Below are 24,807 nucleotides of genomic sequence, written 5' to 3'. Positions count from 1 at the left end.
ATGAACGCTCTCGCTGGAAAAACGGTATTGATTACACGTGCCCAGCATCAAGCGAAACAAATGAGTGTAGCAGTGAAAGAAAAGAGCGGAATTCCATTGGAAATTCCGCTTTTGCATATGGAAGGTATGTCTCATAGGCAAATTCAACATATTGAAGGGCAGCTACATTCGTATGACTGGGTTATTTTTACGAGCAGAAATGGTGTAGCTTTTTTTCTAGATAGTTTGAACAAGAAACTACCGCTAACCATTAAAATCGCTGCGGTAGGTGTGAAAACAAAATTAGAGTTAGAAAAAAGGGGCTATCAAGTTCATTTTGTTCCAACTTCATTTGTTGCAGAAGCATTTGCAGAAGAGTTTCTAAAAGAATTAAGTGGAAACGAACGTATTTTATTTCCGAAAGGGAATATAGCAAGAGAGGTAATTCCGGTTGCACTTCGGGAAATTGGTGTTTCTCTAGATGAGCTAATCGTATACGGTACGAAAGTGAATATAGAAAAAAAGCAAGAGCTTATAGCGGCATTGAAGTTAGGGAAAGTAGACATTATTACATTTACGAGCCCTTCAACTGTTACTAGTTTTGTTCGTTTACTTGAGGGTGCAAACTGGAGAGAATGGACAAAAAAATGTACAATTGCTTGTATAGGACCTATTACGGAAAAAGAGGCAAGTCGTTATTTTCCGTCTGTTATTGTGCCGAAAGAGTACACTGTAGAAGCATTACTACAATGTGTTTGTGAATCTATAAAATGAAAGAATGGGGATAGAAATCTATGAACTCTTTACAATTTAATCGTCATCGTCGTTTAAGACAAAGCGGTAGTATGCGTGCACTTGTGCGTGAAACGTTTTTACATACGGAAGATTTTATTTACCCTATTTTTGTATTAGAAGGTGAAAATGTTCGTAATGAAGTTCCTTCTATGCCAGGCGTATATCAAATGTCTTTAGATTTATTGCAAGCTGAAATGCAAGAAGTTGTTGATTTAGGTATTCGTTCTGTTATTGTATTTGGTTTACCTGCTGAAAAAGATGAAGTTGGATCATCAGCATATTGTGATCATGGAATTGTACAACGTGCTATTCAACAAATTAAAGGCGATTTCCCTGAGCTAGTAGTAGTTGCAGATACATGTTTATGTCAATTTACAAGTCATGGTCATTGCGGTGTAATTGAAGATGGTATTATTTTAAATGACGAGTCTCTTGCAGTTCTTGCGAAAACAGCTGTAAGTCAAGCGAAGGCAGGAGCGGACATTATTGCGCCATCAAACATGATGGACGGCTTCGTAACAGCAATTCGCCATGCATTAGATGAAAATGGTTTTGGACACGTGCCAGTTATGTCGTACGCTGTGAAATATTCATCAGCGTTTTATGGGCCCTTCCGTGATGCTGCGCACGGTGCGCCGCAATTTGGTGACCGTAAAACATATCAAATGGACCCAGCGAACCGTATGGAAGCATTCCGTGAAGCAGAATCAGATGTAATGGAAGGGGCTGATTTCTTAATTGTAAAGCCAGCTCTTTCTTACTTAGATATCATTCGTGATGTGAAAAATAACTTTAATTTACCAATCGTTGCTTACAACGTAAGTGGTGAATATTCAATGATTAAAGCGGCAGCGCAAAATGGTTGGATTAATGAAAAAGAAGTTGTGCTTGAAAAATTAATTAGCATGAAACGTGCAGGAGCAGACTTAATTATTACGTATCATGCGAAAGATGCAGCAAAATGGTTGCAAGAAGGAGGCGTTAAATAATGAAAAAGTTTGATAAGTCAATTGCAGCGTTTGAAGAGGCGCAAGATTTAATGCCTGGTGGCGTAAATAGCCCAGTTCGTGCCTTTAAGTCTGTTGGGATGAATCCGTTGTTTATGGAGCGTGGTAAAGGCTCTAAAGTATATGATATTGATGGAAATGAATACATCGACTACGTATTATCATGGGGGCCTTTAATTCATGGGCATGCAAATGATCGTGTTGTTGAAGCGTTAAAATCTGTTGCTGAAAGAGGTACAAGCTTCGGTGCACCGACAGAAATCGAAAATAAATTAGCGAAACTTGTTATTGAGCGTGTACCATCGATTGAAATTGTCCGCATGGTTAACTCTGGAACAGAAGCGACAATGAGTGCACTACGTTTAGCTCGTGGTTATACAGGCCGTAATAAAATCTTGAAATTCATCGGTTGTTACCACGGTCATGGTGATTCGTTATTAATTAAAGCTGGTTCTGGTGTGGCGACTCTAGGTTTACCAGATAGCCCTGGCGTACCAGAAGGTGTAGCGAAAAATACGATTACAGTAGCTTATAATGATTTAGAAAGTGTGAAATACGCTTTTGAACAATTCGGTGATGATATTGCTTGTGTAATTGTAGAACCAGTGGCAGGGAATATGGGTGTTGTTCCTCCGCAACCAGGATTTTTAGAGGGACTTCGTGAAGTAACAGAACAAAACGGTGCACTGCTTATTTTTGATGAAGTAATGACAGGATTCCGTGTTGCTTATAACTGTGGACAAGGTTACTACGGTGTAACACCTGATTTAACTTGTTTAGGTAAAGTAATCGGTGGTGGCTTACCAGTAGGAGCGTACGGTGGTAAAGCAGAAATTATGCGCCAAATTGCGCCAAGCGGACCGATTTATCAAGCTGGTACTTTATCAGGTAACCCACTTGCAATGGCAGCAGGTTATGAAACGTTAGTACAGTTAACGCCAGAATCGTATGTAGAATTTGAGCGTAAAGCTGAAATGTTAGAAGCTGGATTACGTAAAGCAGCTGAAAAACATGGCATTCCACATCATATTAATCGTGCAGGTTCTATGATTGGTATTTTCTTTACAGATGAGCCCGTTATTAATTACGATGCAGCAAAATCTTCAAACTTAGAGTTCTTTGCGGCTTACTATCGTGAAATGGTAGAACAAGGTGTATTCTTGCCACCATCTCAATTCGAAGGTTTATTCTTATCGACAGCACATAGTGACGCAGATATTGAGGCGACAATTGCAGCGGCTGAAATTGCAATGTCAAAATTAAAATAATGTATTAGAGAAAAATCGCTCTCCATAAGGGGAGCGATTTTTTTTATTCATAAAGTAAGCTTTCCCTACATAAATCTGTAATGACATATAGTTTGGGAGGGGGAAAAGAAGTGGCTGCAGATCATTCGTTACGATTTTCATTAAAAGAATCTGTTTGGTTCCAAAAGGGACAGGAAGTCGATGAACTTTTGTCAATTTCGTTAGATCCAGACGTTGAGATAGAAGAGCTTGATCATGAAGTAATCGTGAGAGGGCAATTAGATTTAACGGGAGAGTATGTTGCAAGGCAAGATGATTCGGCGTATTCACTAAGAGAACTATCGCCAGCAAAGTCAATTGATTATGTAGAAACAAGGGAAGATGGGGTTAATGAACTTGTTCATTCCTTTCCGCTTGAAATATCAATTCCGAGAAATCGCGTGAAAGTAATTGAAGAACTATATGTATCAATTGAGGAATTTGATTATGAATTAAAGGAAAATGGTTGCTTACAATTATTAGCGGATATATCTATTACTGGTTTATGTGATGAAGAGAGAAGCGAGGATGAAGAAGAAACGGTGTATGCTGATTTAGAAGAAGATTCAGCGCAAGAGGATGAGAATAGACCGGCGCCCCATGTAGAAGAACCAACATACAAGGAATCAGATGAGTGGGAAGATTACGCATTTGAACCGTTCCAATTAGAGGAAAGAAAAGAGCAGGAATTAGAAGAAGAGAAAATAGAAGAACATGAATTTGTGGAACGTGAAGAGGAGCAAGAAACAACGCCGCAATTTGAATTGTTCGGACGAAAAGATTTCAAGAAAGAAAAAGCGAAAAAGCAGGAAGAACAAGAAGAAGAGTACTCACAGCGAGATGAAAATGCGCTTTATTTAACAAAACTATTTACGAAAGAACCGGAAGAGGAATTTACAAAGTTAAGAATGTATTTCGTACAAGAAGGGGATACAATTGAATCTATTGCAGACCGTTATGAAACATCGGTACAAAATTTGTACCGTGTCAATCAAACAGAAGATATATTTTTAAATATGGGGCAAATTATTTATATTCCCGTTTCAAGAGTAAAGGCGAAATAAAGAAGTGAGTGTTTTCACTCACTTCTTTTCTTAGAAGTTATGTTTTGAATAGAAAGGGTTATTCGTATGGATATTGAATTGCGAAATCACTATGAACCTATCGTGAGGCAATATAGATTGGATACGCAGCATATGGAAGAGCACGGAAATGTAATGAAAATTTATACGAATCAAGGTCCATATGCACTTAAGAAAATAGAAGGCAGAAAGTTAGAGCGGAATAACTTTCTGCATCATATTCAATATTTGAAGGAGAAAGGTTTTTCAAATTATGTACCTATATACCATGCGACGGATGGAAATTATATTTTAAGTGACGGGACGTATAATTATTATTTAATGCCTTGGTTAGAACGTGCAGAAGGAAATGGTGAGGACAATGATCAATACCATAAAATGTTTCAGACACTCGGAACGTTGCATCAAAAAACTGTGAAGGAAGAAACGTATACGGAAGAAGATTTAGAAAAACATTATACAACTATATCCAATCGCTGGGAAAATGATGGTGAGATGTTAGAAGAGTTTCTCGTAGAATCTGAATCAAAATGGTATATGTCCCCGCTTGAATTGCAATATTGTACGTACTATCATCATGTAATGAGAGCGCGTGAATTTGCAACGAAGCAATTAAATGAGTGGAACGATGCGATGAAAGAAAAAGATAAAACGCGTATTACTTTTGTACATGGTAACGTGTCACTTAATCATTTTTTATTTGACTATGAGCGGAATGGCTATTTTATTAGTTTGGAAAAATCGAAGTTTGCAACGCCTGTGCAAGATATAGTAGGTTTTTATTCACGGTCTTTAAACACATATCCGATCGCAAGAAGTGATCGGTTTGAATGGTTTCAAATGTATCAAAAAAATTTTCCGTTTACGAAAGAAGAGCAACTTCTCATGTTTGCTTATATGACGTACCCATCACAATTTATTCGACAAATCGGTTCGTATAGAAAAAGAAAAGATAATCGCAACGAGGAAAATGAATTGCTGGAAGTAAAGAGTTTGCAACAATCGCATTGGCTCGTTAGCAATATAGAATATTTCCTATCACAATTACAAGCTGCCCAGCAAGGGAACGGGTAAAGTAAAACTTTAATCAGCGGGGCTCCCGCCTAACTTCTTTGCTTCAGCTGAATTTTGATGTAGGGATCTTACTGCCCGCAAATAGCGAGATAAAGAAGATAAGTAGAGAATGCTACTTATCTTTTTTGTGCGCCTGAAAATTCATAGTCTTAAATTTATCTTGACGAATAAGGTTTCGTTTTTTACACTATTGTATATAATAATTAACAATCATATAAATGCCTTGAAGGGGAAGAGTATAACATGAAACGTCTTCAGAGAGGAGAATCATTAGCTGGGAGATTCTCTAGATAGTTATGTTAGAAGGTAGCCCTGGAGCATCTTTTCTGAACGGAATAGTTCTTATTAGGAAAAGACGGATTTGTCCGTTATCAAATTAAGAGTATAAGCAAATTATGAATTTGTTTGTAAATAAAGGTGGTACCGCGATGTCCCTCGTCCTTTTTGGATGAGGGACATTTTTTATTTTAAGGAGGGAAAATAATGTCAAACACGGAAAAGAATTTACCAACTAAATATGATCATATGTCCGTTGAAGAAGGCCTTTATCAATGGTGGCTTGAAGGCAAATATTTTGAAGCAACAGGAGACGAGAAGAAACAACCGTATACAATTGTAATTCCACCTCCGAACGTAACTGGTAAGTTACACTTAGGTCATGCTTGGGATACAACTCTTCAAGATATTTTAACTCGTACGAAGCGTATGCAAGGATACGATGTACTATGGCTTCCAGGAATGGACCATGCTGGTATCGCAACACAAGCGAAAGTAGAAGGAAAACTTCGTGAAGAAGGTATTTCACGTTACGATCTTGGCCGTGAAAAATTCCTTGAAAAAGCTTGGGAGTGGAAAGAAGAGTACGCTTCTCACATTCGTCAACAATGGGGGAAAGTTGGTTTAGGACTAGACTATTCTCGTGAACGCTTCACATTAGACAAAGGTTTATCAGATGCGGTTAATAAAGTATTCGTTCAATTATACGAAAAAGGCTTAATTTACCGTGGTGAATATATCATCAACTGGGATCCAGCAACACGCACAGCTCTTTCTGATATTGAAGTAATTCATAAAGAAGTTCAAGGTGCATTCTACCATATGAACTATCCGTTAACAGATGGTTCTGGCCACATTCGTCTTGCGACAACTCGTCCAGAAACGATGCTTGGTGATACAGCAGTAGCAGTTCATCCAGAAGACGATCGTTACAAACATTTAATCGGAAAAACAGTTACACTTCCAATTGTAGGCCGTGAGATTCCGATTATTGCTGATGAGTACGTAGAAAAAGACTTCGGAACAGGTGTTGTAAAAATTACACCAGCTCATGACCCGAATGATTTTGAAGTAGGTAACCGTCATGACTTACCACGCATCTTAGTAATGAATGAAGATGGATCGATGAACGAAAAAGCTGGTAAGTATAACGGTATGGATCGTTTCGAATGCCGTAAAGCATTAGTGAAAGACTTACAAGAGGCTGGCGTATTAGTAGAAATCGAGCCTCATATGCATTCAGTAGGTCATAGTGAGCGTAGCGGTGCAGTAGTTGAGCCTTACTTATCAACACAATGGTTCGTAAAAATGGCTCCACTTGCAGAAAAAGCAGTAGCACTTCAACAAAAAGAAGAAGAAAAAGTAACGTTCGTACCAGAGCGTTTTGAAAACACATACTTACGCTGGATGGAAAACATTCATGACTGGTGTATTTCTCGTCAATTATGGTGGGGACACCGTATTCCAGCTTGGTATCATAAAGAAACTGGTGAGGTATACGTAGGTACAGAAGCACCAGCAGATATTGAAAACTGGAATCAAGATAATGACGTACTGGATACATGGTTCAGTTCAGCGCTATGGCCGTTCTCAACACTTGGTTGGCCGGATGAAGATTCAGCAGACTTTAAGCGCTACTATTCAACAGATGCATTAGTAACTGGTTATGACATCATCTTCTTCTGGGTATCTCGTATGATTTTCCAAGGTTTAGAGTTTACAGGCGAGCGTCCATTTAAAGATGTATTAATTCACGGTTTAGTTCGTGATGAGCAAGGTCGTAAGATGAGTAAATCTCTTGGTAACGGTATTGACCCAATGGATGTTATCGAGAAGTACGGTGCAGATGCAATGCGCTATTTCTTATCAACAGGAAGTGCACCAGGTCAAGATTTACGCTTCAGCATGGAGAAAGTAGAATCTACTTGGAACTTCATTAATAAAATTTGGAATGCATCACGCTTCGTATTAATGAACATGGATGATATGAAGTATGAAGAAATCGATTTAACTGGTGAAAAATCAGTTGCAGATAAGTGGATCTTAACTCGCTTAAACGAAACAATCGAAAGTGTAACACGTAACATGGATAAATATGAGTTCGGTGAAGCTGGACGTTCATTATACAACTTCATTTGGGACGATTTCTGTGACTGGTACATTGAAATGGCGAAGCTTCCACTATACGGTGAAGATGAAGCAGCTAAGAAAACAACTCGTTCTATTTTAGCTTACGTATTAGACCAAACAATGCGTCTATTACATCCATTCATGCCATTCGTAACAGAAAAAATTTGGCAACATTTACCACATGAAGGCGAATCTATTACAGTAGCTGCGTGGCCAACAGTTCGCGAGGATTTACAAGATACGGAAGCTGCGGCAGAAATGCACCTTCTAGTTGATATCATTCGCTCTGTTCGTAACATCCGTGCAGAAGTAAATACGCCAATGAGCAAAAAAGTTCAAATGCAAATTAAAGCAAAAGATGAGGCTGTACTTGCTCAACTTACGAAAAACAGCTCTTACATTGAGCGTTTCTGTAATCCAAGCGAATTAACAATTCAAACGGATTTACAAGCGCCAGAAAAAGCAATGACTGCAATCGTATCAGGTGCAGAGTTATTCTTACCATTAGCTGATCTTATCAATCTTGATGAAGAGAGAGCTCGTCTTGAGAAAGAACTTGAGAAGTTCGATAAAGAAGTAGAACGTGTACAGAAGAAACTTTCTAACCAAGGTTTCGTAGCGAAAGCTCCTGCGGCAGTTATTGAAGGAGAGCGTGCGAAAGAGCAAGATTACCTAGAAAAACGCGAAGCAGTTCGTCAACGTCTAGTAGATCTTGAAAAGTAAAAATGTTTTTAGAGACTCACTATATTGGTGAGTCTCTTTTCTTTGCGTATAATAGAACTATGAAAGTTGTCTTTTGAAAGGGGAAAAGCATACGTGATACATACATACGAAGAAGCGATAGGGTGGATTCATAGCCGATTGAAATTTGGAATTAAGCCAGGATTAGAAAGAATGAGATGGATGCTAGAAGAACTCGGAAATCCAGAGCGTCATATAAAATGTGTTCATCTTGCTGGTACAAATGGAAAAGGTTCAACGTTAACATATATGCGCTACATGTTAGAAGGCGCGAAATATAAGGTAGGAACGTTCACCTCTCCTTATATCGAAACATTTAATGAACGCATTAGTGTGAATGGGACACCAATTGCAGATGAAGAGATTACTGAACTTGTAAAGATGGTAAAACAAGTCGTGGAAAAACTAGATGAGACGGATTTAGGGGAAGCGACGGAGTTTGAAATTATTACTGTTATGGCAATTTGTTATTTCGGTAAAGTCAATTTCTGTGATGTTGTTTTATTTGAAACAGGGCTTGGTGGACGTTTTGATTCTACTAATGTTATACACCCTGTTCTCACGATTATTACGAATATCGGTCACGATCATATGCATATTTTAGGGAATACACTAGGAGAAATTGCATATGAAAAGGCGGGGATTATTAAATCTGGTGTGCCGGTAATTACTGGTGTGCAGGACGAAGAAGCTTTGGAAGTCATTCAAAATGTTGCAAAGGAAAACCATGCAAACCTATACGAACTTGACAAGCATTTTACAGCGTTACATAAGCAGTCTAAAGAAGATGGGGAAGAGTTTGATTTTACTTGTCCTTTTGCCGCATTTGAAGATTTGCAAATCTCAATGAAAGGCATTCATCAAGTAGGAAATGCAGCGCTAGCACTTATGGCAGTCATGTATGTAAAAACATATCTATCATTTTTAATTGAGGAAGAGGAAATAAGAACGGGATTACGGGAAGCGTATTGGATTGGGCGCTTTGAAAAGCTGCAAAGTAACCCGGATATTATTATAGATGGTGCCCATAATCCAGAAGGTATTGAAAGCCTTGTGAAAACAGTAGAAGCGCATTACAAAGATAAAAATGTAATAGTTTTATTTACTGCCCTTGGTGATAAACAATTGCATAACATGGTAGGCCAATTAGAAACCATTGCAGATGAAATTATTTTTACAACATTCGCCTTTGATCGTGCTATCTCTGCTGATAAACTTGCATCATATTCACAAAAAGAATCAAAATTAGTTTTTGAAAATTGGAAAGAGGCAATTGATACAAAAGTTGAAATGATAGGAGAAAATGATGTTTTCATCATAACAGGTTCTCTTTATTTCATTTCTGAAGTTCGAAAATATATTCGCGAGAAAAACTAGATAGTCTTTGCTATCTAGTTTTTTGTTCTACAAATGAAGTCAAAAGCATACATATAAGATAAATATATAGGGTTATTTGGCGAATTTCTCTGACAAATATCTCGTTTTTTTGTGAAAGGAATATGATATGATGCGGACAACGATAAGAGGTGAGGTGTGAGTGTATGGACAAGCAATCACGAACAATCTCAGTGAAAGTGAATGGAACAGAAGCGAAGTATGAGGAAAAGAAGAAAGATGAATTTGAATGGATGGTAGTAGAAGGTGAACGACCGAGAAATGTTGTTCCGTTTCAAAAAGCGAAATCGATGTCTGTGGAAAAATACCGAAAGAAGTGGAGTAATACATTAATTGCAATCGTTGCAACCGCAATTATTATCGGTACGGCGTTTGGAATGGGGATGCTTCATTTACTCACCGGACAAGGAACGACAGGAGGAAGTGAAGTAACAGCTTCCAAGCCGACTGGGAATGGAGAATCAAAGGTGGGTGGAACGGCAGGACAAACATCAGAACCAAAAGAAGAAAAACAAAAAGCACAGGCAGGAGCGTCATTGGATCCGATGAAATTATTTTTTGTTCAAGGGGGGCTTTATTCTTCTGAAGAAAAGGGACGAGCAGCTCTTGAAGAATGGAAAGGCAATGGGGGCATTGGAGCTTTGAGACCGAGCGGGGATAAGTATGCAATAGTTGTTGGTATTGCTAGCGATGAACAGGCTATAAATCAATTAATGACTCAGTATAAAAATGATGGTGTCTCCGTTTTAAAAAAGAACTGGTATATAACAGATAAAGCGTTGCTGAAAGATGATAAAGAAGTAGGAACATTTTTAGCAAAAGTGCAGCCATTATACACTCATTTAGCAAAATATGCTTCTAGTGTACAAGTTGGTGGAAAAAGCAGCGCAAAAGATATAGAAGCGATTGAAAAAGAATGGAAAGCGATTGAAAAAGAGGGGAAAAGTATGAAGCAAGAAGAAGCAAAGAAACTGTATATGTATACGTCGGTAGCTGTACAAACAGTAAAAGATGGGAAAATGGATAAGGAATCTTTGGTGAAATTAAATCAAGTTATTATTGATGGCCTACTTTCGTATGAAAAAATTGTTTCGTAGAAAGTGAAATGATAGGATAATAAAATGAGTAAGAAAGAAGTACATGTACTTCTTTCTTTTCTTTTGAATTTAGAGCAAAGTGCTTTCTCTATGACAGGAATATAATCGTATGCAATAAAGAATTGTTATTTTAGTTAGAGAAATTAATATTTCTTTCATTTGTGGACAAACTATTCCTTTGATACGATTGATATAAATTGTTCTGCTTCATGTGAGAAAGGAAGGAGAAAATATGAAAAAAATAATTTTAGCTTCAGGATCACCTCGGAGGAAGGAATTGCTTGAGTTAGCTAGCATACCATTTGAAATCGTTGTAAGTGAAGTAGAGGAAACAATTGGTGCATATTCATCGCCTTCTGATATTGTAATGTCGCTTGCCTTGCAAAAAGCATCAGCGGTGGCAGAAAATAATAGTGATCACATTGTGTTAGGTGCAGATACAATTGTTACATATGAGTCGCGTATTCTTGGTAAGCCTTCTAATGAGGATGAGGCGAAAGAGATGTTACAATTACTATCAGGGAAAACACATGAAGTGTATACAGGTGTTGCGATTATATCAAAAGAAAAAACGGTTACTTTTTATGAGCGTACAGAAGTTACGTTTTGGGAGCTAACAGAAGAGGAAATTGATACATACGTCACGTCGAAAGAACCTCTTGATAAAGCCGGTAGTTATGGGATTCAAGGTAAAGGATCTATTTTCGTTCAAAATATTCAAGGGGACTACTATAGTGTAGTTGGCTTACCAATTGCACGTCTCGTTAGGGAATTAAAACAATTTGATATTGATGTAACCCATGCGTAAAATTGCATGGGGTTTTCTTTGAGAGAACAAATAAAGGAGTGGAGAGATGAACGGTATTCGTGATGTTGTAAGAGAAGAACAGCCACGGGAGCGTTTATTGTTAGAAGGTGCCGGAAGTTTATCAAATCGAGAGCTTCTCGCAGTATTACTCAGAACAGGTTCTAAAGAAGAAACAGTGTTAAAGTTATCAGATAAAATTTTACACCAATTTGATGGCTTACGTATGTTGAAAGATGCAACATTAGAAGAGCTAATTAGTATACATGGTATTGGGATTTCAAAGGCATCGCAACTTATGGCAGCCTTTGAACTAGGCAGAAGAATGGTGCGTTTAGAATATCAAAATAGATATAGTATTCGAAGTCCAGAAGATTGTGCGAAATACATGATGGAAGAAATGCGTTTTTTACAACAAGAGCATTTTGTTTGTTTATATTTAAATACAAAAAATCAAGTTCTACATAGGCAAACGATTTTTATTGGAAGTTTAAACACGTCAATTGTACACCCCAGGGAAGTTTTTAAAGAAGCCTTCCGTCGTGCAGCAGCCTCTATTATATGTCTTCATAACCATCCCTCAGGAGATCCCACGCCGAGCCGTGAAGATATTGAAGTAACAAAACGTTTAGTAGAATGCGGCCAGATTATCGGAATTGAAGTGCTAGATCATATTATAATAGGTGACCATAAATTCGTGAGTTTAAAGGAAAAAGGTCATATTTAAGACTATGCTTTTTACTTATTTTGTTTTATAATGTGATTTATGAGTTTTTTGTAGAAATTTATCTACAAAAAGGATAAAGATATAAAAAACGTACTGTTTTTATAATATAAAGTAAGAAAAAATGAGTCCGTGAAAACAAGAAAGGAAGATAAATAATATGTTTGGATTTGGTGGATTTACTCGCGATCTTGGAATAGACTTAGGAACTGCGAACACGCTTGTATATGTAAAAGGAAAAGGTGTAGTTTTACGTGAACCTTCAGTAGTTGCGTTACAAACTGATACGAAACAAATCGTTGCTGTAGGTAGCGACGCAAAACAAATGATTGGTCGTACACCAGGGAACGTTGTGGCACTTCGCCCGATGAAAGACGGTGTAATTGCTGATTATGAAACAACTGCAACAATGATGAAATATTACATTCAACAAGCTCAAAAATCAAACGGTTTCTTCTCACGTAAGCCGTATGTAATGGTATGTGTACCATCTGGTATTACAGCTGTAGAAAGACGTGCAGTAATCGATGCGACTCGTCAAGCGGGTGCTCGTGATGCTTATCCTATCGAAGAGCCATTTGCAGCAGCAATTGGTGCAAACTTACCTGTTTGGGAACCAACTGGTAGTATGGTAGTTGATATCGGTGGTGGTACAACAGAAGTTGCAATTATTTCTTTAGGAGGTATTGTAACAAGTCAGTCAGTTCGTGTTGCTGGTGATGATATGGACGATTCAATCATTCAGTACATTAAGAAAAGCTATAACTTAATGATCGGTGAAAGAACAGCTGAAGCATTAAAATTAGAAATCGGTTCTGCAGGCGAGCCAGAAGGTATCGAGCCTATGGAAATTCGCGGTCGTGATTTAGTAAGTGGTTTACCAAAAACAGTACTAATTCAGCCAGAAGAAATTGCAGATGCATTAAAAGATACAGTAGATGCGATTGTAGAATCAGTTAAAAATACACTAGAAAAAACTCCACCTGAATTAGCAGCTGATATTATGGACCGCGGTATTGTATTAACAGGTGGCGGGGCATTACTACGTAATTTAGATAAAGTAATTAGTGAAGAAACAAAAATGCCAGTTCTTGTTGCAGAAGACCCATTAGATTGCGTAGCAATTGGAACAGGTAAAGCATTAGACAATATCGATCTTTTCAAAACTGCTGCTCGATAATATTGCAAAATAAAAATCAGTGAAATTAAGAGGGTGTGAACGTGCCACAGTTTTTCTTAAACAAAAGATTAATTGTTTTGTTAGTTAGTATTATTCTTCTCGTGGCATTGATTGGAATCTCATTGAAAGAACGGAACAGTTTAACATGGCCAGAGCAGTTTGTTAAAGACACTGTCGGTGTTGTAGAACGTGTATTCCAAAAGCCAGCGAAATACGTAGCTGGATTCTTCGAAAATGTAGAGGATGTAAAGCGCACGTATGAAGAGAATAAAGAATTAAAAGCAAAATTAGATAATTATGCAGGTCTATCAGGGAAAGTAAAACAATTAGAAGATGATAACAAGAAGTTACAAGAGTTAACTGGAAAAAAGGAGTTGCTGAGCGATTATACTGAGATTCCAGCTACTGTTGTTTCTCGTAGTTCAGATAAATGGTACGATTTAATTGGAATTGATAAAGGGGCACAGCAAGGAATTAAAAAAGATATGGCTGTTATGACTTCACAAGGTTTAGTTGGACGTGTGAAAAGTGTATCTCAGTTTACATCATCAGTAGAGTTATTAAGCTCTATGAGCCGAACAAATCGTGTATCTGCTATTGTACAAGGGCAAGAAAATATCTTTGGTTTAATTGAAGGTTACGACAAAGAAAAACACTTACTTCTTTTCACAAAGATTGGTTCTGATGCAAAAGTAGAAAAAGATCAAATGGTTGTAACATCTGGACTAGGTGATATTTTCCCGAAAGGTCTTGTAATTGGGAAAATCGTTGATGTACAACCAGATGCATACGGCTTAACAAAAACAGCTTATGTAAAACCTGCCGCTGATTTAAATGACGTAGAGCATATTATGGTTGCTAAACGTAAAAAGCCTTCAGCGCCATTAGAATAGGAGGGAGAGAAGAGATGATGAAGATTTTAAAAAGAGCAGCTCTTCCTCTTTTGCTCCTTTTTGTGTTTCTATTTGAAAATATGTTTGCTACCATTGTTCCAACAAATGTGTTTTGGAAAGAGAGTATAGCAGCACCGCATTTCTTTATAATCGTCTTATGTTTTATTACAGTGTATTATAGTCCGGTCCAAGGGATTTATTACGGACTATTATTTGGTTTCTTATTTGATACCGTATACACAGAACTTGTCGGTATATATATTTTTGCTTATCCGATTTTAGCTTATTTAGTTTATAGTGTGATGAAAGTACTGCAATTGAATTTATTTATTGTTGTTTCCATCATATTAGCTAGCGTTGTAGCACTAGAGTATTATGTGTATGGATTTTTAACTTTGTTGGGACGTACTCATATGCCAGCGTATGTCTTTTTCACAGATCGTCTCCTTGCTACTTTATTGTTAAATGCTATTTTCTTGTTGATAGTTTGTTTCCCACTGAGACGATATATATTGCGTCTTTCAAAAGCGATGGAAGAAAAAGAAAAAAGGATTTTCTAATTTTATGTCGAATTGAATCGGTGGGGTGAACTTTAGTGGAAGAAAAAAAGCAACAAAATGTAACGATAAAAGGGACAAAAGATGGGATAACGCTTCATTTAGATGATTGTTGTTCATTCTCTGAATTGTTGATAGAATTAGACGAAAAACTTTCTACACATTACTACGATGGTGATGGACGCTCTTTAATTGAAGTGCATGTGAAAGTAGGAAATCGTTATTTAACAGAAGTCCAACAAGAAGAGATTCGTACGTTAATTCGTAATAAAAAGAATCTTGTTGTGGATTCAATTAAAAGTGATGTTATCACTAAAGCAGAAGCAATAGCTTGGAAAGAAGAAACAGAAATTGTCCCTATTTCCAAAATTGTTCGCTCTGGACAAGTTTTACATGTAAAAGGAAATTTGTTGTTAATTGGAGATGTTAATCCAGGCGGAACGGTTATCGCTGGGGGGAATATTTTTGTTGTAGGATCATTAAGAGGAATTGCACATGCTGGGTATTATGGGGATTCGGATGCTGTAATCGCTGCATCTGTTATGAACCCGATGCAACTTCGAATTAGTGATGTGGCAATGCGGGCTCCGGAAGAGAAAGAAGACGGAGCGGAGGCGGCAGAATGTGCGTATATTAATGAGAACAATCACATTGTTGTCGATCGCCTGCAACTTCTCACTCATCTTAGACCTAATTTAACAAAGTTAGAAAGGGGAATTGTATAGCTGTGGGAGAGGCAATAGTAATTACATCTGGAAAAGGCGGAGTAGGTAAAACTACAACGTCTGCGAACATTGGTACGGCCCTAGCGTTATCTGGAAAGAAAGTGTGCTTAATTGACACAGATATCGGTCTTCGAAATTTAGACGTAGTAATGGGGCTGGAAAATCGTATTGTATTTGATCTTGTTGATGTCGTTGAAGGGCGTTGCCGTTTACCTCAGGCTCTTATTAAAGATAAACGTTTTGATGATCTTTATTTATTACCTGCAGCACAAACGAGTGATAAATCAGCGGTAACACCTGAACAAATGGATGAATTAATACAAGTATTACGTCAAGATTATGATTACATATTAATTGATTGTCCTGCGGGGATTGAGCAGGGATTTAAAAATGCGGTAGCTGGTGCGGATAAAGCAATCGTTGTTACGACGCCAGAAGTATCCTCAATGCGCGATGCGGATCGTATTATTGGGCTTTTAGAAAAAGAGGATATTGAACCACCAAAACTTGTTATTAACCGTGTACGTAGTCATATGCTTCATGAACAGGATATGTTAGATGTTGATGAAATTGTACGTACATTGTCAATCGAGCTTCTTGGTGTTGTCGAAGATGACGATGAAGTTATTCGAGCTACAAATACAGGTGAACCTGTGGCGTTGCAACCAAGCGGAAAAGCAGCGTTGGCTTATCGTAATATCGCAAGACGCTTGTTGGGTGAGAATGTACCATTACAAGCATTTGAACAAGAAAAGGTATCGGTATTTGCAAAGGTAAAAAACTTCTTTGGAATCCGTTAAAAGCACTTCGCACATATGCGAAGTGCTTTCTTTTTTCTTCACACGAATATCTTTCTTTCTTAGCTCATACACATGTACAAACTGTATACAACTGTTTCTATTGAAATTAGCTTACGGAAAGAAAGGAGACAGTATGAAGAATAGACGCGTAGAAGAAATTAAAAAGCGGATTGCGAAAAGGAAGGCCGAGCAAGAAAGGATGGAGGAAGAGCAGTATTTTACCGGAGGGAATTTTGGTAGCGAAACAGTATTTATTGAAGAAGGAGAAAAGGAAATTCACCCTTTATTTCGAAAGGAAGTCTTTTTCTTCAAAGTTTTATTATCAGCAATATTAGTTCTTTCGGTTGCTATTTTATATAAGAATGCCCCGTCTTCGTTCGATGGTGCTAAAGCTGTTACAGAAAAAGTGATGAAAGAGGAATTTCAGTTTGCTACTGTAGCGAAATGGTATGAAAAGCAATTTGGAAAACCGCTTGTATTTTATTCACCGAATGAGAAAAAAGAAGGAAGTATTCAGCAAAAAAATTATGCAATTCCTGCTTCTGGAAAAGTAATGCAAGGGTTTCAAAAAAATGGCCAAGGTGTATTTGTCCAAACAGCTACAAATGCAACAGTTGAGTCAGTGAATGAAGGATTAGTTGTTTTTGCGGGTAAGAAAGAGGAACTTGGAAATACAGTTCAAATTCAACATGCAGATGGTACGGAGTCATGGTATGCAAATTTAAACGATATGTCAGTGAAATTATATGATTACGTTTCAAAGAAACAAAAAATTGGAACGGTGAGTAATGATACAAATGATAAAAATGGAAAGTTTTATTTCGCGATAAAAAAGAATGAAAAATTTATTGATCCGATCCAGGTGATATCATTTGATTAAATATAGGGACGTCTTAACGAAAATTTCCGTGCATCCATTATTTTGGGTTATCATTGTCATTGGTATTTTTACTGCACGTTTTAAAGAATTAATACTGTTATTTTGTATTGTTCTTATTCATGAACTTGGGCATGCTCTTGCAGCAGCGCACTATAATTGGCGTATAAAAAAAATTCAGCTTTTGCCGTTTGGTGGCGTGGCTGAGCTTGAGGAACATGGTAATAAGTCGTTGAAAGAGGAACTTGTTGTCGTAATTGCAGGACCGATTCAACATGTTTGGATGATGCTAGTAGGTTATATATTATTTGAAGCCGGTTGGCTGAACGCGGATTTATATTATTTCTTTATGTGGAATAATATAATTATTTTAGCGTTTAATTTACTCCCTATTTGGCCGTTAGATGGCGGGAAAGTATTGTTTAATATACTATCATATCGTTTTCCTTATTTACAAGCACATGGAAAGATGATGAAATTGTCATGTGTTTTTTTTGGTGTAATATTAGGATGGCAGTTACTCTGGAATAGCAATAATATTATGATGTGGGTACTACTCATGTTTTTGGCAGTGTCGTTATATCAAGAGTGGAAACAAAGACGGTATGCCTTTATGCGTTTTTTATTAGAACGTTATTATGGGAACAAAAGAGGAATTGAAAAGATTGCACCTATTGAAGTGCAATCAGAAGATCATTTATATAAGATATTCACAAAATTTCGTAGAGGATATAAGCACTCTATTATCGTCCATGGAAAATATAAAGAACATTACACATTAGATGAAAATGAACTGCTCTATGCATATTTTACTGAAAAACGAACAACTTCATCAGTTGAAGAATTAATCGGTTAGTGTTGACGATAGCACTAACCTTTTATTATTGTAAAAGCAAAGAAGATTATAAAGTGAGGAAATAATTTTGAAAACGTTATATGTGAATTACGCTGGATCGGAAAAGCGCGTTGCAATTGAAGAGAAGAAAAAAATTGTTGAGTTTTTATGGAAACGTAATGAAGAGCAAGAGATTGTTGGGCATATTTATGCCGGACGTATCGTAAGAACAATCGCTGGAATGAACGCAGCATTTGTAAACATCGGTTTAGAAAAACATGCGTATCTTTCATACGATGATGTACCATCTTGTTATCGTATACATGAAGGGCAAGCGATTCTCGTACAAGTTGTAAAAGAGGCAATTGATACGAAAGGGCCTAAATTGACAGCGAATATAGAATTTACCGGGAAATATGTCGTTTATATGCCGTTTGATGAGATGCGCGCTGTTTCTCGGAAAATAAAAAATAATAAAAAAAGACAACAGTTACTCCAAATTGAGGTAGAAGGAACAGGGGGTTACATTTTCCGCTCTGCTTCTGAAAAAGGAGCGATTGAAGAAATACAAGCTGAAATGCAAATGTTACAGCAGTTATATGAAGAGCTAAAAAGAAAAGAGGGCCAAGGAAAGGCGCCGTTATTACTTCATCGACCGGCCACCTTTTTAGATCGTGTATTCCAAGAGAATCCGATTGAAACAATTGAAAAAGTAGTTGTAGATACAAGAAGTATAGTAAAAGAATTAGAGGGAAAGATTGGAAAAGAAAAAGTATCTTTTTATAATGAAAAATCTTCAATGTTTAACCATTTTGGAATAGAGCGTGAAATCGAGAAAGCACTTCAAAAAATTGTATGGCTCCCGAATGGTGCTTATTTAATTGTGGAACAAATGGAGACGATGACTGTAATTGATGTGAATACGGGCAAGTTTACTGGAAAACAGAATTTACAAGATACAGTCCTTCGTACAAATGAAGTGGCAGCTGAAGAGATTGCACGTCAATTAAGACTGCGTGATATCGGTGGTATGATATTAATTGATTTTATTAATATGAAAAGAAGAGAAGATAAAGAAATGGTAAGAGAATGTCTCATGGCTGCTATGCAAAATGATCGCACATATACAAGAGTGCTTGGGTTTACAGAGTTAGGGATTTTAGAGATGACACGTAAACGTAAGAAACATTCTTTACGCGACGTATTACTAGAAGAATGTGTACCGTGCAAAGCGACGGGGTATATGATGTCATATGAGACAATTGCGTATGAGTTAGAGAGAGAGCTAATTACATATGGCAATATAGAGGATGAGGCAGTATTAATCGCTGCACCTAAAGACTTGCAAAAACAATTTTTGCAAAAAGAATTACAAAAAAATATTCCATTTGAAATTTATTTCAAAGATGATATGATCGAAAAGTATGCAATTGTCCGTTTTGGAAGTAAAACAGAAATTGTAGAGCGGAAAAAATAGTTAGCAGAACATTTATTGACAACCGTCTATGATTCATGATAACATCTTTATGTTATAGTTTATAGCACCTAAACGGCTATATGCTACAACCGCACAAGACAGGTTCCCTAAAGGCATATATGTCTACCTCGTTTTTGGCGAGTCTTAGTAATTAAGAGGAGGTGCAAGTATGTACGCAATTATCGAAACAGGTGGAAAACAAATTAAAGTTGAAGCTGGTCAAGCAATCTACATTGAAAAATTAGATGTTGAAGCTGGTGAAACTGTTACTTTTGACAAAGTTCTTTTCGTTGGTGGCGAAAACGTTAAAGTTGGTAGCCCAGTTGTAGAAGGTGCAACAGTTACTGCGAAAGTTGAAAAACAAGGTCGCGCTAAGAAAATTATCGTTTTCAAATACAAAGCGAAAAAGAACAATCGTAAGAAACAAGGTCATCGTCAACCTTACACTAAGCTAGTTGTTGAAGCTATCAACGCTTAATCCAGGTTAACATGATTAAAATTACGATAAGTCGCACGAAATTAGGAAGTATCCAATCATTTAAAATGACTGGACATGCCGATTATGCGCCACATGGACAAGACCTTGTCTGTGCTGGAACTACAGCGGTTGTGTTTGGTTCTATAAATGCAGTGGAAGAACTTTGTAATGTGCAGGCAACTATTGAACTCGGAAGTGATGGCGGATTCTTAACGTATGAATTGCCTAATGATTTAGACGTTCATACAGTAGAAAAAGCACAGATACTTTTGGAAGGATTGGTTGTTTCGCTTAAGACGATCGAACTTGATTACGGAAAGTATATCCGTTTAATAGAAAAAGTGCAGGAGGTGTAACGTATGTTAAGATTAGATCTTCAGTTTTTCGCATCTAAGAAAGGTGTAGGTAGTACAAAGAACGGTCGTGACTCTCAGTCAAAACGTCTTGGTGCTAAACGCGCAGATGGTCAAACGGTTTCAGGTGGTTCAATTCTTTACCGTCAACGCGGTACAAAAATTTATCCAGGTGTTAACGTTGGTCGTGGTGGCGATGACACTTTATACGCGAAAGTTGACGGCGTAGTACGCTTTGAGCGTCTTGGCCGTGACCGCAAACAAGTGAGCGTATATCCTGTTGCTCAAGAAGCATAAGAACTCACGGAAAACTCTAACCTGAGTGCAGGTTAGAGTTTTTCTATATTAAGGGGTATCTAAATGAATGAAAAATGGACAATTATAGATGCATTGCGCCATTCAAGACATGATTGGCTCAATCGTATGCAGATGGTGAAAGGAAACCTTTCCCTTGGAAAAGTGGAAGAAATTCATAGTCTCATCGATCGTTTTGTCCAAGAAGCGAGACAAGAATCCAATCTGATGGGGCTATCAATGCCTTTATTTTCAGAGTGGATTTTAACATATAATTGGAAACAGCAGCCGTGCTTATTGGAGTACGAAGTATTAGGGAAATTACATAACTTATCTCACTTAGATGAGACTGTATGTACATGGACGAATCAATTTTTCTCGATGCTTCAGCATAGTTTAGACGTATATGTTGAAAATTATGTTTGTATCACAATTGAATGTGACGCGGATAATGCTCGTTTCTTTTTTGATTTTCGTGGTAAGCTAACGAGTGTAGAAGAACTACAGAATTGGCTTGCGACCCAAAACAATAAATGGTATTCCATTTCTTATACAGTGCGAGACGAAGAAGTCTCAGTTATATTACAACCAATTGAAAAAGTGTGGTGAAATAATGTTTGTAGATCAGGTCAAGATATATGTAAAAGGCGGCGACGGTGGTAACGGTATGGTTGCGTATCGTCGTGAGAAGTATGTTCCTAAAGGTGGCCCAGCAGGTGGCGACGGCGGTAAAGGTGCAGATGTTGTTTTCGTAGTTGAGGAAGGCTTACGTACATTAATGGACTTCCGCTACCAACGTCATTTCAAAGCTGATCGCGGTCAGCACGGAATGAGTAAAGGTCAGCACGGACGTAAATCTGAAGATTTAATCGTAAAGGTTCCACCAGGAACAATAGTAAAAGATGAAAAAACTGGTCAAATTCTTGCCGATTTAGTAACGCATGAACAAACTGCTGTAATCGCAAGAGGTGGCCGTGGTGGCCGTGGTAACTCACGTTTCGCAACAGCTACGAACCCAGCACCAGAAATCGCTGAAAACGGAGAACCAGGTCAAGAACGTGATGTCATTCTAGAACTTAAAGTACTAGCAGATGTTGGACTTGTTGGATTCCCAAGTGTAGGTAAATCTACATTATTATCTGTTGTATCATCAGCACGTCCGAAAATTGCAGAGTATCACTTTACAACAATCGTTCCGAATCTTGGTGTTGTTGAAACTGGTGATAACCGCAGCTTCGTGATGGCTGACCTTCCTGGACTAATTGAAGGCGCACATGCTGGCGTTGGACTTGGACACCAATTCTTACGTCATATCGAGCGTACACGTGTAATTGTACATGTTATTGATATGTCTGGTTTAGAAGGCCGTGAGCCATATGAAGATTATGTTACAATTAATAATGAATTAAAAGAATACAATATGCGTTTAACAGAGCGTCCGCAAGTTGTTGTAGCAAACAAAATGGATATGCCAGATGCAGAAGAGAACTTACAAGCATTTAAAGAGAAAGTGGGAGACGAAGTAAAAATCTTCCCAATTTCAGCTGTAACGAAACAAGGTGTTCGTGATTTACTATTTGAAGTAGCGAACTTATTAGAAACAACACCAGAATTCCCAATGTACGATGTTGTCGAAGAGTCTGAAGCAAGTGTAATGTATAAATTTGATGCTGAAAGTCTTAAATTTGAAATTACACGTGAAAGTGACGGCACATTTGTTATTTCTGGTTACGATATCGAGAAGACATTCAAAATGACAGACTTCTCACGTGATGAATCTATACGTCGTTTCGCTCGCCAAATGCGCGGAATGGGTATTGATGAAGCGCTTCGTGCACGTGGTGCAAAAGACGGAGATATTGTAAAAATTCTTGAATATGAATTTGAATTTATCGATTAAGACTGCCGAAATATGGCAGTCTTTTTTTTATCCCACTATTTGCCCGTAGAACCTCCACTGATTAAAGTATCACTTTATATTGCAATAGTTAGATTATTATAGGGAAAAATCCCCACTAATTAAATTTTCAATTTATAATGGAAAAAGGAGTAAATGTAGAAGAATTCTTTTATGGGGAGAAAAAGAACATGTATAAAATATTAATTGTAGAAGATGATGAGAAAATTGCGGGAATATTAGAGGAGCATTTAGAAAGGTATGGCTATCAATCATTTAGAGCAAGTGATTTACGTCATATAAAAGATGAGTTTGTAAAAATAAATCCTCATCTTGTGTTACTTGATATTAACTTACCGTACTTTGACGGTTTTTATTGGTGTCGTCAAATTCGTACTGTATCGAATGCGCCGATTATTTTTGTTTCTGCAAGAACAGGGGAAATGGATCAAGTGATGGCGATTGAAAATGGCGGCGATGATTATATTACGAAGCCATTCCATTTAGATATCGTAATGGCAAAGGTGAAGAGTGCGCTTCGCCGTGGCTATGGAGAGTATGCCTCTGCTGCTGAGAGTGATTGTTTAGGTGTAAATGGACTGTTGTTATTCCCGTCCCAGCATATCGTTGAGTGGCAGGGACAACAAACTGAACTGACAAAAAATGAGTTTTACTTATTAGAGTGTTTAATGAAACAGGTGAATCAATATGTAACGCGTGAAGAACTGTTAGAAGCTCTATGGGATGAAGTAGCATTTGTGGATGATAATACATTAACCGTAAATGTAAAACGTGTAAGGAAGAAACTAGAAGAGCTAGGCATTAAAAATGCAATTGTAACGAAACGTGGATATGGTTATGCGCTTCTTACGGAGTGGGGCGAAGGGCATGAAGGTTAAAAATTACCTCGTGGATCGCTTTCCTTTAATTCTTTCTTATATTGTTAGCCTTTGTTTATTTGGGCTCGTTTTGCAGTTGCAAAGTCTTTTAGAAAAGAAATCCATTGATTGGAGTACGTGGTTATATGGACTTTTATTAGGAACAGTTGTGTTTACTGTATACCTCATTTACGATTATCGAAAACGGAGTGTGTTTTTAAAGAGGATCGAAAAGTACGTTACTGGCGGAAATACATTACATGACTCTTTACTTATTGATGAATCTTATACATCAGAGCAAGAAATGGTCGTTGAATCTTTTACGTTATTAAGACAGCAATATATGAATGAAATTCATAAACAGCATGCGAAAGAGCAACAGCAAATGATATTTATGAACCAATGGATTCACCAAATGAAAACACCAGTATCTGTTATTGAATTATTGTTGCAGAAGTTTGGCAAAGAGCATCGTGAGGCAAGAGTAACAGTTGAAAGTATCCGTGAAGAAAATAACCGTATACTAAATGGGTTAGATTTAGCGTTACATATGGCAAGACTAGAGCAGTTTGCGAAAGATTATAAGGTAGAAGTAGTAAATGTTATAGATATCGTGCGAGGTATTATTAATGAAAACCGAAAATCCTTCATTCAATCGTCTGTATTCCCGAAAGTGATGTTTGAAGAAGATACTTGTATGGTTGCATCTGATAGAAAATGGCTGAGCATTGCTATAGGTCAAATTGTTGTAAACGCAATCAAGTATACCAAAATTTCAGCGGTAGAGAAAAAAGAAATTCAATTTCAAATTGAAGAGAAAAATCAAAAGGTGTTATTACATATTAAGGACAATGGAATTGGTATTCCAGAGCAAGACGTAAAGCGCATATTTGACCCATTCTTTACGGGAATAAATGGACGTAAAACGAGAGAAGCGACTGGGATGGGCTTATATATTACGAAGGAAATTTGCGATAATTTACATCATGGAATGTATGTTCAATCGGCTGAAGGAGAAGGGACAACATTCACGTTCCAATTTGCAAAAGATGAAGAATATCATACATTGATGAGAAAAATGACAAAACTGTAAGATAACAAAACGTTTTGTAAGGGAAATCACTCGTTTCTTTTTCTTATTTTTCTTATAGTAAATGTAAGAAGAAAACACA

25 protein-coding genes and 2 other annotated features are annotated in these 24,807 nt (G+C 37.3%); all 25 genes read left to right on the top strand.

The features are described from left to right. The gene (gene hemD / locus BCG9842_RS22215; RefSeq protein ID WP_000992324.1) at positions 1 to 753 is read left to right on the top strand and encodes a uroporphyrinogen-III synthase; all 753 of its coding nucleotides are present in this window, start codon (positions 1 to 3) and stop codon (positions 751 to 753) included. Positions 754 to 773: 20 nt separating this feature from the next. After that, the gene (gene hemB, locus BCG9842_RS22210; protein WP_001087080.1) at positions 774 to 1,763 is read left to right on the top strand and encodes a porphobilinogen synthase; all 990 of its coding nucleotides are present in this window, start codon (positions 774 to 776) and stop codon (positions 1,761 to 1,763) included. Next, complete coding sequence (gene hemL, locus BCG9842_RS22205; RefSeq protein ID WP_000712938.1) at positions 1,763 to 3,049, top strand: glutamate-1-semialdehyde 2,1-aminomutase; 1,287 nt, start codon at positions 1,763 to 1,765, stop codon at positions 3,047 to 3,049. Before hemB ends, hemL begins: the two co-directional genes overlap by 1 nt. 110 nt (positions 3,050 to 3,159) lie before the next feature. Then, entirely contained in the window at positions 3,160 to 4,131 is a 972-nt protein-coding gene (spoVID, locus tag BCG9842_RS22200; protein WP_000718527.1) for a stage VI sporulation protein D, read from the top strand. A 66-nt stretch (positions 4,132 to 4,197) separates the two neighbouring features. Then, a complete protein-coding gene (ysxE, locus tag BCG9842_RS22195; RefSeq protein ID WP_000350652.1) occupies positions 4,198 to 5,223 on the top strand; it encodes a spore coat protein YsxE in 1,026 nt (341 codons plus the stop codon). A 214-nt stretch (positions 5,224 to 5,437) separates the two neighbouring features. Next, positions 5,438 to 5,669, top strand: a binding site (T-box leader). 37 nt (positions 5,670 to 5,706) lie between these two features. Beyond that, positions 5,707 to 8,352, top strand: coding sequence for a valine--tRNA ligase (locus BCG9842_RS22190; protein WP_000072243.1), 2,646 nt, complete (start codon positions 5,707 to 5,709; stop codon positions 8,350 to 8,352). Positions 8,353 to 8,445: 93 nt separating this feature from the next. Continuing rightward, positions 8,446 to 9,747: a bifunctional folylpolyglutamate synthase/dihydrofolate synthase gene (locus BCG9842_RS22185; protein WP_000582079.1), complete on the top strand. Its 1,302-nt coding sequence runs from the start codon at positions 8,446 to 8,448 to the stop codon at positions 9,745 to 9,747. 164 nt (positions 9,748 to 9,911) lie between these two features. Continuing rightward, the gene (locus BCG9842_RS22180) at positions 9,912 to 10,862 is read left to right on the top strand and encodes a hypothetical protein (RefSeq protein WP_000360994.1); all 951 of its coding nucleotides are present in this window, start codon (positions 9,912 to 9,914) and stop codon (positions 10,860 to 10,862) included. A 232-nt stretch (positions 10,863 to 11,094) separates the two neighbouring features. Continuing rightward, on the top strand, positions 11,095 to 11,670 hold the full coding sequence (locus BCG9842_RS22175) for a Maf family protein (RefSeq protein WP_000720491.1): 576 nt from the start codon (positions 11,095 to 11,097) through the stop codon (positions 11,668 to 11,670). Positions 11,671 to 11,716: 46 nt separating this feature from the next. Further along, positions 11,717 to 12,394 (top strand): RadC family protein, encoded by a 678-nt coding sequence (gene radC, locus BCG9842_RS22170; protein ID WP_001013396.1) that lies wholly within the window; start codon positions 11,717 to 11,719, stop codon positions 12,392 to 12,394. Positions 12,395 to 12,551: 157 nt separating this feature from the next. Continuing rightward, positions 12,552 to 13,571, top strand: a complete 1,020-nt coding sequence (gene mreB, locus BCG9842_RS22165) for a cell shape-determining protein MreB (RefSeq protein ID WP_000466736.1) — start codon at positions 12,552 to 12,554, stop codon at positions 13,569 to 13,571. 41 nt (positions 13,572 to 13,612) lie between these two features. Continuing rightward, positions 13,613 to 14,464, top strand: a complete 852-nt coding sequence (mreC, locus tag BCG9842_RS22160) for a rod shape-determining protein MreC (RefSeq protein ID WP_001135484.1) — start codon at positions 13,613 to 13,615, stop codon at positions 14,462 to 14,464. Between the two features lie 14 nt (positions 14,465 to 14,478). Beyond that, positions 14,479 to 15,024 (top strand): rod shape-determining protein MreD, encoded by a 546-nt coding sequence (gene mreD, locus BCG9842_RS22155; RefSeq protein WP_000975762.1) that lies wholly within the window; start codon positions 14,479 to 14,481, stop codon positions 15,022 to 15,024. Between the two features lie 35 nt (positions 15,025 to 15,059). Beyond that, complete coding sequence (gene minC / locus BCG9842_RS22150) at positions 15,060 to 15,746, top strand: septum site-determining protein MinC (RefSeq protein WP_000391514.1); 687 nt, start codon at positions 15,060 to 15,062, stop codon at positions 15,744 to 15,746. Between the two features lie 2 nt (positions 15,747 to 15,748). Continuing rightward, positions 15,749 to 16,546, top strand: a complete 798-nt coding sequence (gene minD, locus BCG9842_RS22145; protein ID WP_000503309.1) for a septum site-determining protein MinD — start codon at positions 15,749 to 15,751, stop codon at positions 16,544 to 16,546. Positions 16,547 to 16,679: 133 nt separating this feature from the next. After that, the gene (spoIVFA, locus tag BCG9842_RS22140) at positions 16,680 to 17,426 is read left to right on the top strand and encodes a stage IV sporulation protein SpoIVFA (RefSeq protein ID WP_000797477.1); all 747 of its coding nucleotides are present in this window, start codon (positions 16,680 to 16,682) and stop codon (positions 17,424 to 17,426) included. Further along, complete coding sequence (locus BCG9842_RS22135; protein ID WP_000599047.1) at positions 17,419 to 18,279, top strand: M50 family metallopeptidase; 861 nt, start codon at positions 17,419 to 17,421, stop codon at positions 18,277 to 18,279. Before spoIVFA ends, BCG9842_RS22135 begins: the two co-directional genes overlap by 8 nt. 67 nt (positions 18,280 to 18,346) lie before the next feature. Further along, positions 18,347 to 19,735, top strand: coding sequence for an Rne/Rng family ribonuclease (locus tag BCG9842_RS22130; RefSeq protein WP_000855476.1), 1,389 nt, complete (start codon positions 18,347 to 18,349; stop codon positions 19,733 to 19,735). A 77-nt stretch (positions 19,736 to 19,812) separates the two neighbouring features. Then, positions 19,813 to 19,890, top strand: a sequence feature (ribosomal protein L21 leader region). A 14-nt stretch (positions 19,891 to 19,904) separates the two neighbouring features. Then, complete coding sequence (gene rplU / locus BCG9842_RS22125) at positions 19,905 to 20,213, top strand: 50S ribosomal protein L21 (protein WP_000270907.1); 309 nt, start codon at positions 19,905 to 19,907, stop codon at positions 20,211 to 20,213. An 11-nt stretch (positions 20,214 to 20,224) separates the two neighbouring features. Next, a complete protein-coding gene (locus BCG9842_RS22120) occupies positions 20,225 to 20,569 on the top strand; it encodes a ribosomal-processing cysteine protease Prp (RefSeq protein ID WP_002082112.1) in 345 nt (114 codons plus the stop codon). A gap of 3 nt (positions 20,570 to 20,572) precedes the next feature. Then, positions 20,573 to 20,863: a 50S ribosomal protein L27 gene (gene rpmA / locus BCG9842_RS22115; RefSeq protein WP_000944957.1), complete on the top strand. Its 291-nt coding sequence runs from the start codon at positions 20,573 to 20,575 to the stop codon at positions 20,861 to 20,863. A gap of 63 nt (positions 20,864 to 20,926) precedes the next feature. Continuing rightward, positions 20,927 to 21,469, top strand: a complete 543-nt coding sequence (locus tag BCG9842_RS22110; RefSeq protein WP_001003585.1) for a sporulation initiation phosphotransferase B — start codon at positions 20,927 to 20,929, stop codon at positions 21,467 to 21,469. 4 nt (positions 21,470 to 21,473) lie between these two features. Further along, the gene (obgE, locus tag BCG9842_RS22105; protein WP_000497121.1) at positions 21,474 to 22,760 is read left to right on the top strand and encodes a GTPase ObgE; all 1,287 of its coding nucleotides are present in this window, start codon (positions 21,474 to 21,476) and stop codon (positions 22,758 to 22,760) included. Between the two features lie 188 nt (positions 22,761 to 22,948). Next, a complete protein-coding gene (locus tag BCG9842_RS22100) occupies positions 22,949 to 23,656 on the top strand; it encodes a response regulator transcription factor (protein ID WP_002082113.1) in 708 nt (235 codons plus the stop codon). Then, a complete protein-coding gene (locus BCG9842_RS22095) occupies positions 23,646 to 24,728 on the top strand; it encodes a HAMP domain-containing histidine kinase (RefSeq protein WP_000865417.1) in 1,083 nt (360 codons plus the stop codon). Before BCG9842_RS22100 ends, BCG9842_RS22095 begins: the two co-directional genes overlap by 11 nt. Positions 24,729 to 24,807: the final 79 nt, after the last annotated feature.

Origin of the sequence: Bacillus cereus G9842 (genome assembly GCF_000021305.1) — a bacterium.
Lineage (GTDB): Bacteria > Bacillota > Bacilli > Bacillales > Bacillaceae_G > Bacillus_A > Bacillus_A thuringiensis_S.
The sequence above is the reverse complement of the archived record's forward strand: the minus strand, read 5'-3'. Positions and strand labels throughout refer to the sequence as shown.

Coding starts and splice junctions, on each gene's coding strand:
- BCG9842_RS22175 (WP_000720491.1), top strand. CDS start 11,095: ATGAAAAAAATAATTTTAGCTTCAGGATCACCTCGGAGGAAGGAATTG.
- radC (WP_001013396.1), top strand. CDS start 11,717: ATGAACGGTATTCGTGATGTTGTAAGAGAAGAACAGCCACGGGAGCGT.
- hemD (WP_000992324.1), top strand. CDS start 1: ATGAACGCTCTCGCTGGAAAAACGGTATTGATTACACGTGCCCAGCAT.
- BCG9842_RS22110 (WP_001003585.1), top strand. CDS start 20,927: ATGAATGAAAAATGGACAATTATAGATGCATTGCGCCATTCAAGACAT.
- BCG9842_RS22100 (WP_002082113.1), top strand. CDS start 22,949: ATGTATAAAATATTAATTGTAGAAGATGATGAGAAAATTGCGGGAATA.
- obgE (WP_000497121.1), top strand. CDS start 21,474: ATGTTTGTAGATCAGGTCAAGATATATGTAAAAGGCGGCGACGGTGGT.
- spoIVFA (WP_000797477.1), top strand. CDS start 16,680: ATGAAGAATAGACGCGTAGAAGAAATTAAAAAGCGGATTGCGAAAAGG.
- ysxE (WP_000350652.1), top strand. CDS start 4,198: ATGGATATTGAATTGCGAAATCACTATGAACCTATCGTGAGGCAATAT.
- BCG9842_RS22120 (WP_002082112.1), top strand. CDS start 20,225: ATGATTAAAATTACGATAAGTCGCACGAAATTAGGAAGTATCCAATCA.
- rpmA (WP_000944957.1), top strand. CDS start 20,573: ATGTTAAGATTAGATCTTCAGTTTTTCGCATCTAAGAAAGGTGTAGGT.
- mreD (WP_000975762.1), top strand. CDS start 14,479: ATGATGAAGATTTTAAAAAGAGCAGCTCTTCCTCTTTTGCTCCTTTTT.
- hemL (WP_000712938.1), top strand. CDS start 1,763: ATGAAAAAGTTTGATAAGTCAATTGCAGCGTTTGAAGAGGCGCAAGAT.
- BCG9842_RS22190 (WP_000072243.1), top strand. CDS start 5,707: ATGTCAAACACGGAAAAGAATTTACCAACTAAATATGATCATATGTCC.
- hemB (WP_001087080.1), top strand. CDS start 774: ATGAACTCTTTACAATTTAATCGTCATCGTCGTTTAAGACAAAGCGGT.
- BCG9842_RS22095 (WP_000865417.1), top strand. CDS start 23,646: ATGAAGGTTAAAAATTACCTCGTGGATCGCTTTCCTTTAATTCTTTCT.
- mreB (WP_000466736.1), top strand. CDS start 12,552: ATGTTTGGATTTGGTGGATTTACTCGCGATCTTGGAATAGACTTAGGA.
- rplU (WP_000270907.1), top strand. CDS start 19,905: ATGTACGCAATTATCGAAACAGGTGGAAAACAAATTAAAGTTGAAGCT.
- BCG9842_RS22180 (WP_000360994.1), top strand. CDS start 9,912: ATGGACAAGCAATCACGAACAATCTCAGTGAAAGTGAATGGAACAGAA.